This window comes from Legionella massiliensis (assembly GCF_000756815.1).
In the GTDB taxonomy this organism is placed as follows: Bacteria; Pseudomonadota; Gammaproteobacteria; order Legionellales; family Legionellaceae; genus Tatlockia; species Tatlockia massiliensis.
The window spans coordinates 166097-183094 of the sequence record NZ_CCVW01000002.1; the positions used below are offsets into that span (position 1 = coordinate 166097).

The following is a 16998-nucleotide window of genomic DNA, read 5'->3' on the forward strand; positions in this document are numbered from 1 at the left end:
AACTGCTAATGATTTGCAATAAAGCTGGGCTTTCAATTAAATACTCCGAGAAAATATTATCTTAAACTGAGATGGACAGCAAAAATCAGACGTTATTATCAGTTTCTCTTATTCTCTGGCAAGATATCTGTGGCTATATAATAACAAGTGGAAATTTTTATCATGAACTCAGTCTCTAATATATTATTTAAATTTGCAAATAGCTTTGATCTCAAAGATTGGGATGGATTAGAAAACACATTGATGGATGATGTCGAATGTGATTATCAAGACTTGAGAGGAAAAAAGAATACTTACACTAAAATCGAATTCGTTAATTTGAGAAAAGAAACATTAGGTCACTTAAAAACGCAGCATTTGTTTTCAAATTTAGAGATTAGGTCTGAAGAGAAAAGCGCCTACTGCAGATTAAGTGCAATTATTTATAGACAAGATAAAGATGGGAAAAAATTTGATTCTCATGTTATTTACAACTTTGAATTGTGTAAATCATCAAACAGCGAATGGAAAATTCAGAAGATAAAACAGATTGTTTTATGGAATGAAGGCGACTCTACAATACATAAAGGCGTTAGATAGTTTTTAATATATTTGATACTTATTCTTTACTCACCATTTATATTTGAATATATGGTGTAATAGCTCACCTTGATCTTGCCCCACCATTAAAAAATAGGGAAAAACGACAAAAATCCCTAGATATCTGCCTCAATAAAATTTACTCCTTGAAACCTGGATAAGATGGAACTGTAAACCAAGTAATTCAAGGAGAGTCATCATGAGTAAAACAGCCAGATATATGTCACGTGCAGCCAAAGAAAGCCAAATCAAACATGCTCATACAAAACTACAAGGTTTGGAAGCAAGCCTTGCACAGGCTAGCACAAACACTGATGTCCTTCGATATGTCCGAGAAATCCAAGAGCTTTTGCAGAATTCACCCAATGGAGCGAGCGCATTACTTAAGCAAGCTTTAGATGAGAATAATCTAATAAAAATTAAAGAAAGTACCACACAGGCAATATCCGCAGCAAATACCCAATATGAAGCTGAAAAAGCGAATTTCTTAGGCTTATCCAAATGTCTTGAACTATCTAATAAAGCCAAATCAAAAATCGCTTTAACCTCTGGTTTTTCTAATAAGCCAAACAATTCCGATTTATTTGTAGCATTCATTATCTGCCTTAATTTAGCCATCCGCGCTTCAACCGTTTTCGCTGAAACATACATAACCTTCGCAATTTTTTTATAACTAAAACCCTGCAAATAATAATAGGCCGTATGCGCCAACGTATAATTCAGTTCGACAATCTGATTATTGATTGGTAGTTGAATCATTTTAATTTGGGTATTCTCGATAAAATAATCAATCTCCCTGTAAAACTCTTCTTTTGCCAAGGAGTTTTTAATTATCCCCAAGTCTTTAAGACTGATTGCATGCTCTAAAGCAATCTCAATAATTTTCTTTGCCTTGTCTCTGAAATAGAGAATAAAACGTTCAAGAATTTCCTGATGATGTAAATAAAAATCATTGACCTGGTAGTTATTGCAGGTCGTCGCAAAATTGAAATGCTCTTCCCTGTCAGCAGAACTTTTAATGATGGTAAGGCCGTGATCGATATTGTAATTGTGGCGGGCATCATCATAGACATGGATTACTGGGCTGTCTTTGTTGATTGCATCCCAGAGAATCGTGTCATGTTCAGGCTGATAGGCAGAGAGGTAATCGACATAATTCTTATCGATACAGTTTTTAAGCCAGTCATAGTTATTGGTTAGAAAAATGAAATTATCATTCACTGACAATTTATAAGAAAAAAAGGTTAAATCGAAGGATTCAAAAAGTGGTTGGGCAATTTTACTCACCGCATCACAGCCAGCCTTGAGGAACTTATCACCCAATTGGAGTAATTTCTTTTCTCTCAATTTCGCTCCTGATCTAGGTTTTTTATTATTTAATTTAAACAAGTTACCATAATAAGCTCTAGAAACAAGCAGCGTTAAATGTAGTTGGATGCAGTAAATGAAACCTTGATTACGCAGCGTAATCAAGGTTTTCCTTAGATATGGATAATCATCAATTAAGCTTTTGTGGATTGGTGACTATTACCAGTTTAAAACCCAGGTTGAGTCAAGGTATTTAAGCCAGTATCCTCCAAAGCTGTATTGATAATCCCTTCTTTTAACCAATCGTCTTCAACCAAGCTATTTTTACAACTTGTATCATAGATTTTAAGTCCGTTTTCTTGCACCTGGATTTCATAGCTCCCAAGACGGATAGCAGGACGATTTTCTTCATCGTTAGATATTCCCAAGACCAATCCATTTCCTAGATCGAACCACTCACCAGCTTTACATCCTAAGTTATTCACTTGTTCTATAATGAGCCTCATTAGAGCGCTTTCCTGCGAGTTTTGCGGCTGCGAATGGGAAGAACTAGAAGAACTCGATGAAGGGCTAAAGAATCCCTGAGAAGCACTTGATGCAAAAAGCGGTTGAGAGCTGATGTTTTGGTCTTTTGATACCATTTTTATTGCCTTATCCAATAATATCTCAACATCATCTTCAACAAGCCCCTTGAGTGCTACGCGCCCTTGATCAAGCGGGGTTTCCAAGATTAATTTTTTAGTTGCTTCGTTAAAAATATCTGGTCCCAGATTCATTTGTGTAAGATATTCATTGAGAATCTCTGCGATTTCTTCTTCGCTTATACTTAAATTGTGCAAGGCCTTAGCGCTAATTTTTGCTGATACTTCGAAGAGTGATAGCGGTTTATCTTCAAGATTCCAGCCGAAATGACTAATATCCCTTTTACTTTCTTCTGAATGGGAGGGCTCAGCTGGAGCTGGAGCGACACTTGCAGGCATATAAAGTTGTCGATAATGCTCAAGAAAGGTCTCTTTGTCTTGCTGAGTGATAGCTTGGTTAAATATAAGTTTGGTAAAAATGGTTTTTAGCTCATAGGCATGACTGAAGGCTGCTTTAGAATCTTGAGAGCTGGAACTGGCACCAGCAATAGTTCGAGAACCATAAAAGACACCTAAATCAATAGGTAATAAATTCTCAAAGGCGACATCTGGATATCGTTGGCCATCAAGATTTAAATTCAAAAATGATCGTAACCTAAGGTTTTCTCTGTCAATCTCCTTGACTGATAAGCGATAAGAATCTTTTCCAGTTGGGCAAAATTCGATGAATAGTTTCCCCATCTTTACTTTCACAATTTCACGCCCATTCTCCTCGGGTCGAATCACAAAATCGTCATCACCATACAAGTGCTGTTCTAACTGCTGATCTGAAATTTTCTGAAGCTTTTCGATATCATAGTAAATTGTAAACTGGCCTATGTAATTACCATCTTGTTGCTTGTAGGATGGACGAACAAGCGAAACATATGGTTTTATGTCACTTATTTTTTTGGCATCACTAATCACCTCAGCACTGCTACCTGATAAAAACGGATAAGCCCTAACCATTGCCATATAACTTCTATAACGGTCGTATTGAACCGAATGAGACGGATAGAGTCTGAGAAATTCCTCAACGCTTTTCACCTCAGCAAAAGAAACCATAGAGCTCTCCTGCACAGCGATGCTTTGCTGCTGATGAACACTCTCTTGCTTACCCTTATCTTTTCCCACAGTCTTGTTAAACATTGTTCTATTTCCTCTGTTACTAAGGTTTCTGGAAGCAGGCAGCCCCTCAAATTTCATTAAGTGAAAACGATCCCTTTTGCTTCAATTTCTGTTTTCAATAATTAATTTTACAGAGGTAGTCTTAGGTAGAACTTTTGTTACAAGATCAGATATCGTGAATGGTATACAAATATTAATGAGTCCTTCAGCTTTCATATTGATTGCGAGACTCTCGATTTTTTCTATAAATTAGAGGACGAGGTAGGTGCGCGATTGATTATTGTTGATGGTGTAAAAACAAAAATTGCCGATGCAGGTAAAATTTTTATTCCCTATGTCAGACAAAGGAAGGTTTTGTCATTCCCGCGAAGGCGGGAAACTATTTCTAGCTAAGCACAGTGCCAATGTAGAGATGGTTTCCCGCCTTCGCGGGAATGACAAATGCCCTTAAAAGGAGCAAGGACAGATGAGGGTTAGCTATCTTCAATGCCGCTGCTCAAACTCAGCATACAAGTCATAATCATCACTGTCCGTGATCATAACCTCAACCAAATCCCCAACCTTAACGCTCTCGTCAAGTGGGAGAAAAACCAGACCATCAATTTCTGGTGCATCACTTTTAGAACGTGCAATGATTTGCTCATCATTGATTTCATCAATTAACACCATTTGTTTGCTGCCAATCTTATCTTCTAGTTTTTCTCGGCTGATTTCTGCCTGAATTTGCATAAAGCGATGATAACGATCTTCCTTAACCTCATCCGGTATAGGGTCGGCTAATTCATTGGCTTTAGCTCCTTCAACAGGAGAGTATTGAAAGCACCCCACCCTATCCAAACGCGCTTCTTGTAAAAAGTCGAGTAACTCTTCGAACTCTTCCTCAGTCTCGCCAGGAAAACCAACTATAAAGGTGGAACGAAGAGTAATATCAGGGCAAATCTCTCGCCATTGCTTAATTCGAGCTAGGGTATTTTCGCTCGAAGCTGGGCGTTTCATTGCCTTTAATACTCTTGAACTAGCATGCTGCAAAGGGATATCCAGATAAGGCAAGATGAGGCCATCACGCATTAGAGGAATAATTTCGTCAACATGGGGATAGGGATAAACATAGTGTAAGCGTACCCAAATTCCAAGTTCACCGAGCTGCTCGCACAAATCATAAAACTGAGTCTTCACGGTTTTGCCCTGCCATTCAACAGGTTGATAGCGCGTATCAACACCATAGGCGCTGGTATCCTGAGAAATAACCAGCAACTCTTGCACCCCAGCAGCCTTTAATCGCTTCGCCTCGCTCAGTACCTGAGTCATTGGATAACTTTGTAGCTTACCGCGCATCGTCGGAATAATGCAGAAGGTACATTTTTGGTTGCAACCCTCGGAAATTTTCAGATAGGCATAATGTCTAGGGGTTAATTTGATCCCCTGAGGTGGCACAAGCTGGGTAAAGGGATCAGCTGGCGGCGGCAAATGCCGATGTACAGCACGAACAACCTCTTCATAAGCATGGGCACCACTAATATGCAAAACCTCAGGACAGGCTTCGCGGATTATATCGGCCTTCGCGCCCAAACAACCGGTGACAATAACCCGGCCATTCTCCGCCATTGCCTCTTTAATAGTATCCAACGATTCTGTTACTGCGGCATCGATAAAACCACAGGTATTCACAACAACAACACCTGCATCCTGGTAGGTTGAGACGAGATCGTATCCTTGCGCTCGTAATTGAGTAATGATTCGCTCAGAATCAACCAGAGCCTTGGGGCATCCCAAGCTGACAAAGCCCACTTTATGATTCATAATTTTCTATCTGTAAAAAAAGTGGGCGAATTATAACGCTTTACGGCCTGTTTTGTCTAATGGTGATGGGGTCTGCTTCCTAGACGCCAAGTCTTAAGTTAATGAGATGTGAAGTGACTATTAGGTCTAATCCCCCAAAGCAAGATCCAACTGCTTCAAAAACTTATTTGTCGGGGTTTCACCAACTAAACGCAGATTCGTTTGTTCCTTACCCTGCTTATTAAGAAATACAAAGGTTGGTGGGGCTACGACATTAAATTGACTTAGCAAGGCTTTTTGCTGTTCTTTGTTTGCCGTGATATCAACCTTTAAAACTACAAAATCTTTTAAGACAGATTCCACACGCGGATCTTTAAACAACGTCGCTTCCATAACCTGACATGAACTACACCAATCGGCATAAAAATCTAGCATAACAGGCTTCCCTTTCGCATTTTTTAAGGCTTTTTGTAACTCATTGATTGTATTGACCGTTTTCGTGTCGGAACTCTTAATTGCAGCGGAGGCTTCTACTCGAACTAAGGGCTGTAAGGGATTAGTATTTCCCATACTTGCCCCAACCAAAACCAAAATACCGTAGAGTAAGAGCATTATGCCCAAACCTTGGCCAAATTTTTCCAGGTTTGTCTTCGATAAGGCCAGAGCCCCACAATAAATACCGGAGAAAATCATCAAGGCCGCCCACAGCCCCATCACCAAGAGACTGGGCAAGATACGCCCCATCAGATACAGTGCTACAGCAAGTAACAAGACCCCAAAAAATGTTTTGACAGCATTCATCCACTTACCCGCCTTGGGTAGCCATTTCCCAGCAGAGGCACCAATTAGCAAGAGTGGAGTTCCCATGCCTAAGCCTAAAAAGAACAGAGCCGAGCTGCCCAAGGCCATATTACCGCTATGCGCAATATAACCCAGCGCCCCCATTAGAGGAGGTGTAACGCAGGGCGACAAGATTAGAGTTGATAAGGCTCCCATAATAGCGGCACCAATATAATGTCCGCTCGATTGGCCTCGACTCAAATTCGCTAATTTTGCCTGCCATGAGACAGGTAGGCGCAGGTCATAGTAGCCAAACATCGATAGCGCCAAAATGACAAAGATAAGACTGAAAAGACTAATCGCCCATGGGGTCTGCATAAGCACCTGCAAATTCGAGCCTAGGGTAGCAACCACAGCACCTACCACAGCATAGGTAAAGGACATACTCAGTACATAGCTCAGTGAGAGAAAAAAGGCTTTGCGCGTAGAAATCTCATGGCCATGCCCGACAATGATGCCCGAAAGAACAGGAATCATAGGCAGGATACAAGGTGTAAACGCCAGCAACAAACCAAAAAACCAAAAGCTTAAAATTACAAAAGCCCAGTGATGATTAATGAAAACAGCCTCTGTCTCATCCTGAGGTGGTTGAGGAGGCTCTGCAAGAGATGTACTTAGTGACTCCCCTTCCAGGCTCACATCAGTCAGCGCTAAATTGTTATCAATAGTTAGCTTAATCTGCCTGGTTTCAGGTGGATAACAAAAACCGTCATCCGCACAGCCTTGGTAATGCACCTCAATCAAAGATTCGCCAGGCTGTTCACCAAGAATGGCAACCGGCACAGACAGCTTATCACGATAAATAGTGTAAACACGGCCTTGTTTATCAACCTTCTGCATCGTTTCAGGGAAACGGATAGTGCCTACATGAACATTAGAATTCGGAGTTTCATCCAGTTTGATACGGTCACTGTAGAGGAAATAACCTGGCTTAATTTGCCAATTGATGATCAAGGTATTCGGATCGAAAAGCTTTGCTTCGATTTGAAACACTTCTGACGCTGGCAAGGGTGTCGCATTAGTCAAGAATGCGAGACTCCAAAACACTGCCACTAACAACCATTTTTTCATGAAATGCTCAAAAACCTGTAAAATTGCAGACCATTGTAGTTGCAGAGTAAAAAAAACCAAAATTTTTTTACCTTCTCCCCTTGAAAGCATTTTAGCTGTCCCCATATATGGCAGTCATCAGCGCTGCATAGCGATTTTATGCGGGGCTAAAAGTCAGAGCTACTCTGAACATTATAGGTGATTAACCAAATCAGGAGAGAACTAGTATGAAAATTCGTCCTTTACACGACCGTGTTGTTGTTCGTCGTTTGGAAGAAGAACGTACCACAGCAGGTGGTATCGTAATTCCAGACAGTGCTACTGAAAAACCAATGCGCGGTGAAATTATAGCTATTGGCGCAGGTAAAATTCTAGACAATGGCGATGTTCGTGCCTTGGCTGTAAAAGTTGGCGATGTAGTCCTGTTTGGCAAATACTCAGGTACTGAAGTTAAAGTTGCAGGTCAAGAATTAGTTGTGATGCGCGAAGACGACATCATGGGTGTGATTGAGAAGTAATCTGAAGATTAAAGGAGATTATAAGAATGGCTAAAGAATTACGTTTTGGTGACGACGCTCGCCAACAAATGCTTGCTGGTGTGAATGCATTGGCTGATGCGGTTAAAGCAACTATGGGCCCAAGTGGACGTAACGTTGTATTAGAAAGATCTTTTGGTGCTCCTACTGTTACCAAAGACGGTGTTTCTGTTGCAAAAGAAATTGAATTTGAAAACCGTTTCAAAAACATGGGCGCACAAATGGTTAAAGAAGTTGCTGCTAAAACTTCTGACACCGCTGGTGACGGTACAACAACTGCGACTGTCTTAGCTCGCTCAATCGTTGTTGAAGGTCATAAAGCAGTTGCTGCTGGCATGAACCCAATGGATCTGAAACGCGGTATCGACAAAGCAGTTACAGCAATTACTAAAGAACTGCAAAAAATGTCCAAGCCTTGCAAAGATGGCAAAGCTATTGCTCAGGTTGGTACTATTTCTGCTAACTCTGACCAAGCGATTGGTTCCATCATTGCTGAAGCAATGGAAAAAGTAGGTAAAGAAGGCGTAATTACTGTTGAAGACGGTAATGGTCTGGAAAATGAATTATCTGTTGTTGAAGGTATGCAGTTTGACCGTGGTTACATTTCTCCATACTTCATCAACAACCAACAAAACATGAGTGCTGAGCTTGAGCATCCATTTATCCTCTTAGTTGACAAGAAGATTGCTACTATCCGTGATATGTTGTCTGTTCTTGAAGCAGTTGCCAAATCAGGCCGTCCTTTACTGATCGTTGCTGAAGACGTTGAAGGTGAAGCACTGGCTACTCTGGTTGTTAACAACATGCGTGGAATCGTTAAAGTATGTGCTGTTAAAGCACCTGGTTTTGGCGATCGCCGTAAAGCAATGTTGCAAGATATTGCTATCCTGACTAACGGCCAAGTGATTTCTGAAGAAATTGGCACAAGCTTAGAAACCGCTTCTCTGGAAAGCTTAGGAACTGCAAAACGTATCGTTGTTACCAAAGAAAACACAACCATTATCGATGGCGAAGGCAAAGCAACTGAAATCAATGCTCGCATCGCTCAAATCCGCGCTCAAATGGAAGAAACTTCTTCTGATTATGACCGTGAGAAGTTACAAGAGCGTGTTGCCAAACTGGCTGGTGGTGTTGCGGTTATCAAAGTTGGTGCTGCTACTGAAATCGAAATGAAAGAGAAGAAAGCTCGTGTTGAAGATGCTCTGCATGCAACTCGCGCTGCGGTTGAAGAAGGTATCGTTGCAGGTGGTGGTGTTGCCCTGATCCGTGCTCAAAAAGTATTGGATGGCCTGAAAGGTGACAATGCTGATCAAGACATGGGTATCAACATCCTCCGTCGTGCAATCGAATCTCCTCTGCGTCAGATCGTTGCTAATGCTGGCTACGAATCATCTGTTATCGTTAACAAAGTTGCTGAACACAAAGATAACTTTGGTTTCAACGCTGCAACTGGCCAATACGGTGACATGGTTGAGATGGGTATTCTTGATCCAACTAAGGTTACTCGTACTGCCTTACAAAACGCAGCTTCTGTTGCAAGCCTGATGTTGACCACTGAGTGCATGGTTGCTGACCTACCTAAGAAAGATGAAGGTATGGCTGGTGCCGGCGACATGGGCGGCATGGGTGGTATGGGCGGTATGGGTGGCATGGGCATGATGTAATCGCCCCCCCCCCTCCGTTCAATAAAAACCCGCCTTTTGGCGGGTTTTTGTTTCTAACGAAATGTAGCCTGGGTGCAATCCTTCTCGAGCACACAAGCATCAGTCATTTAAAAGTTAATTCGCTATATTAAAAAACCAGCAGCCTTTTTAAGATTTGTTTAATCTGAAAATTGAATAATACCACACAGAAATTATATCAATTAAAGGACCTCTTAATCATGGCAGCAACTGAAGAAGCAATACGCGCCGAACTAGCCTTAAGTCAAGTAATAGAACACCCAGCAAACATTATCTTTGCACGATCTCCCAAAGACGATATGACCAATAAGGATATAATGGCTTACTATAGTAGGCTGATAAGACAGAAAAATGTCGGGTCATTCCTTATACGAGAAAGCAGGGTGCCAGGCTGTCTTTCATTAACTATCCATTCAAAAGTCGAGAAACAAGGCGTGCAAGTATCAGAAGCAAGTCATTACCGTTTTTACTTTGCAAATGGTAAATGGAATACACACTCGCCTGACACACCCTTACCTGATTACACTCCCTTAAACCTGCAAACTATCGGCAGGAGAGCTCAGCAATTTTTAGTTCTTCTTGACAGCTTAGGCTTTTCGCATGACAGGATGATCTTGGCCACTACACAACAAGCTAGCAGTATCCCTGCCTATAGCAGCTATGTACGTCTTACGCCCCCTCCTCTACCCGTGCAAATAATTAACAGTCCTGTTGAAGGCATGGTAAAAGTCCTTTCTGCGGTCAATGAACTGCGCGAAAATCCGCAAGGCAATACCCTATTCAAAGTAGTTCTGGAAAAGTACCAAAGCAATCTTGATGATGAAGGAATCGCTGAATTGTTTGAAGAATGGTTGGCCCATACTCCAGCAGAAGGTCAAGTGACACTACTGGATCTTGTTCAATGTCCAATAAACCTTTCATTAATGACAGAGCCCTATGTCCTTTCAAGCGGACATGTTGTTAATAGTGATATCGCGCCAATGTTGACATTTTGTCCAATGACCAAACAACCTCTTGACCCGCTAAGGGGAAAGCCACTGCCTGAGATAGACCTTTATAAATCTATGCTGGCTATGGCCTTAACAGGATTCAGGGAGGCCGTTATCAGCAGCTTGAAAGAAACTCAGCAAAGCACAACAGCCAGCTCTTTAGGATTTTTTGCATTAAGCCCAAATCGAGCTAGTACAAACTCAAGCCATGCTGCTGCACCTGTAGATGACTCTGCACCACACTCAGGTTCACCGCCATTAAATTGAGAAGGTTTTGTCACTTCTAATGTGAAGATTGAAGTATTCCGGATGAAACCTTAATTGAGCTGCGCTGCATCGCAAACTAGGATTTAATATCCAAAGCAATTCAGGCTCTTATTTCGGAGTCAAAGAACTTGCTTCAGGCAATAACTTATCCAAGTTTTTTTCATAGGCATCCAGACTAGTTTCAAACTGCTGTAAAGGCAGCTTTCGAGCGTCACTCATGCTTTTTGAACTTTGAAAAACAATGGCAGGATCCGGTAATCCCATGATTTTTCTGCTAATTTTACTGCTCAAGCTTAGAGAATTATGTTGATACTGCCTGATCGCTTCAATATTGGCTAAAATCTCCTTCGCAGTATCCTTCGAAACACCGCATCTTGCCTTAAAGGACGCTTCACTAACAAAAAAACTAAGCCCCATAAGCGTACTTGCCTTAGACACAAGCTCATCTAAGAGGCGAGGCTGCGTAAGCAATTTATCAAATGTGTAACCTTGGTCCAGTGCACTTGGACTGTTAGCTAGCGCCTCTGTAGCAAGATATAGCTTTTGTATCTTTTTAACGCCAGCAAGCAAATCCTGTAAATCTGATACCTCATAGCCCTTCACCTGCAAAGCATTAACTTCGACTTCCTTAACCCTTAATGCTCTTGTTTCGTACTCTTCTTTTGATAGCAGATCTTCAGGACGAGCAGCCATAATAACCCCTTTAAAAAGTTAAAACACTTGTCTCATTTAAACCATATAGATCTCATTGAGATCAGATTGAGTTAATAATAGCACCAATTATCATAAAAGGGGTTTAACTATAACTTCCAACAGGGGTAGAAAGCCGTTCAGCCGCAATTGCAATCCGAGGTAGAATCTTTATCTTGGGATGGCCCTCAGGCAAGGCAAAGAAACTATTCGAATTAGAAGCTACCTGAGGGCTCACTTTTGGCTCACTCAAGGTTTTAGCAAACTCCTGCCAACACTTTTTCAGCAATGGTGTTGCAAGAATAAATTCAGCTTTGTTCGAATCAACAGAAAAAGGAATAGAAGAATAGTTACGAATACCCTGATCGACTAAGTACGCTTTAAATGCTTCAAACCTATGTTCAATTACATCAAGAGTACCTATTATTTTCAGAGGGCTAAAATCTTTTATTTTCTGATCTAGCTGAGCAATTTTATTGCTTAACGCTGAAATATAACCCCCTGCATCATTTTCTTGCATAAAATTAAGATGCAAGGTAGTCCGTTCATGGCCCAAAATACTATCTACTAAACACTTTAGAGAAAAAATAGGACAAGAGCCGCCCTCTTGGAAATAACCTCGTTCGTTTTGAACTTGAGATACTTGCTTCATTAAAGGGTTGAATGCATTTTGCGTCAGGTATTGAAGAGGTTTCCTATAAGGAATCCCACTCAGCACTTGATTGGCATGGAATAGGCGTCGCCATTCAACTCCCTCTTTACTTTGAGGATCAGAGCGTCTTGAGGACAGGGTATGATCACCGTTTCGACGATAAAATTTTAATTGATGCTCGGTGCTAATTAGCATTTTTAAGGTAGATTCCATTACCTTCTGATACTCCCCTGGATCTGAATAAGGGTTAATAGGCATATGTTCAAAACCCCGATCATCTGAATAAGTACAGGGAATAATTCGAGTCACATAAGTTCCCCAGCAGGTTTTTGCTGTGCTATCTATGGTATGGCAATTTGCACCTAAATTATTTTCAACCTTAAAATACTCATAATGATGTGGTATTTCCAATGGATTGGCTTGTTCGCCGTTTTCCAGAACACCAACTTTGATTAATCTAAAATTAGACATGTGGGTTGCCATCCCCCCGCTATCCAAAATGACTTCATCCGTATCAGAGTTCCCTTTGTCATCAGGCAAGAAGCGTGCAGCTGAAAAAGTAGCCTTGCCATCTAAGTTTGAATCTGGGTTGCCATACAAGAGATCCTCTGCATTTTGGTTAATGGCAGCATAAATCTTACTTCTAATATCTTCTGGTAACTCTGCTATTGGGGTACCTCTAGGAAGGGAATGTTCTATTAAATACTTCTGATAAACATCAGTTTTAACATAATCCATAAAGATGATATTTGACTTCAAAGATTGCAGCAGATTTCCATCACGATCATAAGCAGATAAACGAGCAGCAACCGCATAGAACAGATCATAATCCTCCTTTGGCATGGCATAACGATGTAATTCAGCGTAAGTTCTTAGGGATAGCGCATAAGCAGAGCAATATTCTACATCCATGATCCTGCCAGTATTATCATAATCAAGCGCTAAATTTTTGGCCAAATCCAAGCTTTTGCTCATAGAGTGTTTCCGCATTTGCTGCAGTAATTTCTCTAGACGGGTTTTTTGCGCCTGCAACATTTTTAGCGAGCCCTTGGGCGCAGAAGAACTGCGGTAATAGCAAGCGAGTAAATGGCTCAAGAGGCTGCTTGAAACTTCTACTGATTCGGCCTTACTTATAGGATCATAACTTTTTTTGGCTCCCATATGAGCAAAATTTTGCAGCAAATATTGTTTATGGCTTTCATTAACAACTCTAAGATGAATATTAGGTGGTGTTCTGAATTGAGTTTGCGCTGGGGCATTAAAGCCTAGACGTGCAAAATAGTGATTTATATAGATTTCGAACGCCTTTGCATCAAAGTATCCCTGATTAATATGTTGAAATTGGAACTTTAGCTGCAATAGAACGTTGTTGTAACTTTCCTTAGTAATGCTCAAACCCTCAACCCCCTCATGTGTTGTGATATACCCGCCATAGCTTTGCATGAGTATGTCAAGATATGGCCTATTCTTTGGAATTGCCGGCAGGAAAACACGATCAATTACTTTTCCTTCAGTAATAGTGCTAATTCCATAAACAGATAAACACCACTCTTTAAAATGCACAACACACCTCAGTTAATAAATTTTAATAATATCAAATGGTTAGAAAACAGATTCTACCTGGAATTGGTTCATCTGTATAAAAAAATGGAGTATACACTAAACTTATTAACTAAATATTAACCATTTATTAAAAGAAAGAGTTTGCTTTGCAGAGAAAAAATCAACCAAGTGTAGCCTTGATGCAGAGTACGTAATCAAGGTTTTCTTTAGACAAGGATAATCATCAACTGAACTTTTGTGAGTTAGATTTTGGTGAATTTTAAATGAAACCTTGATTACGCTGCGCTGCATCAAGGCTACACTTTTTAAAAAATACGCCTAGAACCTAGGCGGCCCTCATTGATTTATAGTTACTGCTTCTTTCTGTGCGTAATCTTTGAATTTATTCTGACTATACCGCCCTTTCTTCAGCTCTCTTAGTAACTCTTTGCGAAAACCAAGATAATCGACTTCAAGAGCGTGCCGAATTGCCTCTTTGTACCGAGAGCTAGATTTCTTCATTTCTTTGTCAATCTTTGCCGGTAAATTAGCAGGACGTTCTAACCTGCCAGCAATAATTCCTGCAGCAATCTTTGCTTGATAATCAGCAAGCGGCCAGATACATCCTTGGGGTTGAAATAAACCGATAAAATATAAAGAACTAAACTGTGAATGCATCATTTTTCGGTACAAGGGAATAGAGGTTAGACCGCTAAAATCAATAAGATCTTTTGCGAAAAAAGGAAAACTCACCTTATAACCCGTAGCAAAAATTATGACATCAAATTCTTCTTTACGGCCACCAACAAAATGCACGGTAGAACCTTGTATACGCTCAATACCACGGCGCGGTTTTACCCTGCCATGTCGAATAAAATATAGTAGTTCTGTATTAATTGTCGGATGAATATCCAAGGGTTTGCAATCTGGTTTTTGTAAATGATATTTAGGGTATCGTCCCTGAAGAATTCGAATCACAAAACTTACTAAAATTTGTTTTAACCAACGTGGCAACATTCTGATTATTGAAAACATAATATCCGTCGGTTTTCCAAAAACAATTTTCGGAAATATATGTTGGCCCCTACGCATACTAATACAGGTTTTTGGCGAAATACGGGCTATTTCTACAGCGATATCACAAGCAGAATTTCCCCCTCCAACAACCAGTACCCTTTTATCCCTGAAAGGAGCTGCTTTTTTATATTGATGGGCATGGATTAGGCTGCCATCAAATTCGCCATAGGAATCTGGCATAGCCGGATCCCAATGGTGGCCATTTGCGACAAGCAAATAATCAAAAACCTCTTCTTGCACACCAGTTTCATTGCGATAAATCACCCGCCATTTTTCATCATCCTGGGGTATTACCTGCTCAACAACTGTATTAAATTGAATAAAACGACCAACACCAAAATGCTCTGCATAACTGTTGAAATACTTAAGGATTTGCGTATGAGAAGGATAATCGGGATAGTCCGCAGGCATCGGAAAATCCTCAAATTGTGAAAGGCGTTTAGAGCTGATTATATGGGTCGTTTCATAGATGCTGGAATGAGAATTCTCTTCGTCAAAAACCCAATTACCGCCGAGACGTTCATTTTTCTCAAATACAACAAAGTTAACTAAATTTTCTTGCAGTAAATTTTTTGCGGCTGTAAGGCCGCAAGGCCCCGCACCGATAATGCAAATTCGTGGTGAATTATCAAAAGAATTATTCATAATAATCTACTTTTCTGAGCATAAAACTTATTGCTCTAACATCCTTTATTAACTATTAATTTTAACATCAGTTATGGATAATACTGGCGTTAATTTTTTTTGAGCCTGCAGCTGCTAAAGTTTCCTCAAGCATCAGCCTTTGAACCTCTTCATTCTTATCGATAGTAAAATGATTGACTGCAACCTTTTTGAAGGTATCAACGTTGACATTTTCTATCGTAGTATGCGCAGGATCCATCGCCTTGACTCTTAGGCCGCTGAACATGGGTACAAAAGATGGCTTGTATATATTAAGTACATGTTTCACATTCGGAGGAACTTCTAGTGGAGAAACAGCATCGATAGTAATTAGCAGAGCAACTGGAATATTTTTCTTAGCCAAGCTTTGCGCTACCTTAATTTGTTCGTTCGCGCCGAGTGAGTGCCCAGCTAAAATAATTGGTCCAGGCAGCTCTTTGGTTCCATAATTTTTAATAATGTAATGGCTTAAAGTATTAGCCTTATACCAAACCGTACTTTCGGTTCTAATGCGATATTGTCGTTCAAGAGTACTTTGCAGATGATTCATACCCTTACTAAAGACGCCCCCCAAACCACCACGCATCACAAAAACCTGGGCCTTGGATTTGAAAACATAGTCTTTATTCTTAGCCAGACTCTGCGTGCCGGCAAGATCAAAACAGCCAGTTAGAGAAACTATGGATAGTAGCAATGATAGATAAAAAAAGAGCTTAGGCAATTTTTGATGGCTTCGAGAACCCATATTTCACTTATTCCTCAGTAATTGGTCGGTCGATTTTACATAAATTTGCAAAGGGATAAAATATTTAAAGCGGGAAAACACATTACTGTATCCCGCCAAAACCATCAAATCATCTAGCGACCACCACCGCCATGACCACCGCCACCGCTGCCACCACCCACGCCACCACCATGGCCACCACCACCATAACCATCATGTGACTCAGTTGAGGATTGAATTGATTGGCAAGCCGTTAAGCTACCGGTTATAGCTGTAAAAAACAGTAAAGCAATAATTGTAGCTATCCTTGTCATTTTTTCTCCTTATCTAAAAGAACCTTATCATAGGCTTTTGTCGGATGATTAGTCAAAATTTCAAATCCATTTCTTTGCGAATTTATTTTTTGACAGCATTAAGATCGTCTACTAGTTTTAAATAGCTTGTTAAAACATATCCAAGTGCGAAAGATATTTGACTCATACTAACAATACAAGGAGGTTGTTATGTATTTAAGCAAGCTAGGTTTTTTCAAGGAACAGGAAAATCTTAAAAACAATAATAAGATCAGCGAGTTAAATCACATAGCTGCAAATCTAAAAAATAGTACTCTAAGAAGGATGCTCTGTGCTTATTTACAGCAAGAACTTAATAGCCTAAACAAGGATAAAAAGTCGAAGCTGGCAATCGAAAAACAAAAACGTCTTATTGCCCGTTTAAAATTTACCAGAGGAAAACGCCAAGCAAAGAAACGTTTAATTTTGAGGAATAATCATAAGGTTGAACTGATAGAGGTTAAGAAAAAAAGAGCAAAACCAGCAGTTAGATATTCAATGAGATAAATCATGCATTCCCCTTTCCGGGGAATGCTTTTA

General features: G+C 40.3%; 14 protein-coding genes. 5 read left to right on the forward strand and 9 right to left on the reverse strand.

Annotation, left to right across the window (positions count from 1 at the left end):
* Window positions 1-162 precede the first annotated feature (162 nt).
* Complete coding sequence (locus BN1094_RS07995; protein ID WP_043873918.1) at window positions 163-579, forward strand: nuclear transport factor 2 family protein; 417 nt, start codon at window positions 163-165, stop codon at window positions 577-579.
* Between the two features lie 258 nt (window positions 580-837).
* Here BN1094_RS07995 and BN1094_RS08000 read toward each other — a convergent pair whose 3' ends face one another.
* The 4 genes from BN1094_RS08000 to dsbD form a co-directional block, all read right to left on the reverse strand.
* Complete coding sequence (locus BN1094_RS08000; protein ID WP_141650447.1) at window positions 838-1926, reverse strand: helix-turn-helix transcriptional regulator; 1089 nt, start codon at window positions 1924-1926, stop codon at window positions 838-840.
* Window positions 1927-2114: 188 nt separating this feature from the next.
* Window positions 2115-3656 (reverse strand): hypothetical protein, encoded by a 1542-nt coding sequence (locus tag BN1094_RS08005; protein ID WP_043873920.1) that lies wholly within the window; start codon window positions 3654-3656, stop codon window positions 2115-2117.
* A 462-nt stretch (window positions 3657-4118) separates the two neighbouring features.
* Window positions 4119-5435: a 30S ribosomal protein S12 methylthiotransferase RimO gene (gene rimO / locus BN1094_RS08010; protein ID WP_043873921.1), complete on the reverse strand. Its 1317-nt coding sequence runs from the start codon at window positions 5433-5435 to the stop codon at window positions 4119-4121.
* Between the two features lie 126 nt (window positions 5436-5561).
* Window positions 5562-7325, reverse strand: a complete 1764-nt coding sequence (gene dsbD, locus BN1094_RS08015; protein WP_043874559.1) for a protein-disulfide reductase DsbD — start codon at window positions 7323-7325, stop codon at window positions 5562-5564.
* A 206-nt stretch (window positions 7326-7531) separates the two neighbouring features.
* On the opposite strand from dsbD, the gene groES reads away from it, so the two are divergent.
* The 3 genes from groES to BN1094_RS08030 all read left to right on the forward strand — a co-directional run bounded on the left by groES (window position 7532) and on the right by BN1094_RS08030 (window position 10778).
* Window positions 7532-7822 carry a co-chaperone GroES gene (gene groES / locus BN1094_RS08020; RefSeq protein ID WP_043873922.1) on the forward strand — a complete coding sequence of 97 codons (291 nt, stop codon included), beginning with the start codon at window positions 7532-7534 and terminating at the stop codon, window positions 7820-7822.
* Window positions 7823-7848: 26 nt separating this feature from the next.
* On the forward strand, window positions 7849-9504 hold the full coding sequence (gene groL / locus BN1094_RS08025) for a chaperonin GroEL (RefSeq protein ID WP_043873923.1): 1656 nt from the start codon (window positions 7849-7851) through the stop codon (window positions 9502-9504).
* A gap of 218 nt (window positions 9505-9722) precedes the next feature.
* Window positions 9723-10778, forward strand: coding sequence for an SH2 domain-containing protein (locus BN1094_RS08030; protein ID WP_043873924.1), 1056 nt, complete (start codon window positions 9723-9725; stop codon window positions 10776-10778).
* 108 nt (window positions 10779-10886) lie between these two features.
* On the opposite strand, the gene BN1094_RS08035 is transcribed toward BN1094_RS08030, so the two are convergent.
* The 5 genes from BN1094_RS08035 to BN1094_RS19815 form a co-directional block, all read right to left on the reverse strand.
* Window positions 10887-11471 carry a hypothetical protein gene (locus BN1094_RS08035; RefSeq protein WP_043873925.1) on the reverse strand — a complete coding sequence of 195 codons (585 nt, stop codon included), beginning with the start codon at window positions 11469-11471 and terminating at the stop codon, window positions 10887-10889.
* Between the two features lie 103 nt (window positions 11472-11574).
* Window positions 11575-13683 (reverse strand): hypothetical protein, encoded by a 2109-nt coding sequence (locus BN1094_RS08040; RefSeq protein WP_043873926.1) that lies wholly within the window; start codon window positions 13681-13683, stop codon window positions 11575-11577.
* A 336-nt stretch (window positions 13684-14019) separates the two neighbouring features.
* Complete coding sequence (locus BN1094_RS08045; RefSeq protein WP_043873927.1) at window positions 14020-15384, reverse strand: flavin-containing monooxygenase; 1365 nt, start codon at window positions 15382-15384, stop codon at window positions 14020-14022.
* Window positions 15385-15451: 67 nt separating this feature from the next.
* A complete protein-coding gene (locus BN1094_RS08050; RefSeq protein WP_043873928.1) occupies window positions 15452-16147 on the reverse strand; it encodes a hypothetical protein in 696 nt (231 codons plus the stop codon).
* Between the two features lie 113 nt (window positions 16148-16260).
* Window positions 16261-16440, reverse strand: coding sequence for a hypothetical protein (locus BN1094_RS19815; protein ID WP_043873929.1), 180 nt, complete (start codon window positions 16438-16440; stop codon window positions 16261-16263).
* A 189-nt stretch (window positions 16441-16629) separates the two neighbouring features.
* Here BN1094_RS19815 and BN1094_RS08060 point away from each other — a divergent pair, with 189 nt between their 5' ends.
* Window positions 16630-16965 (forward strand): hypothetical protein, encoded by a 336-nt coding sequence (locus BN1094_RS08060; protein WP_043873930.1) that lies wholly within the window; start codon window positions 16630-16632, stop codon window positions 16963-16965.
* The last annotated feature ends 33 nt before the right edge of the window (window positions 16966-16998 follow it).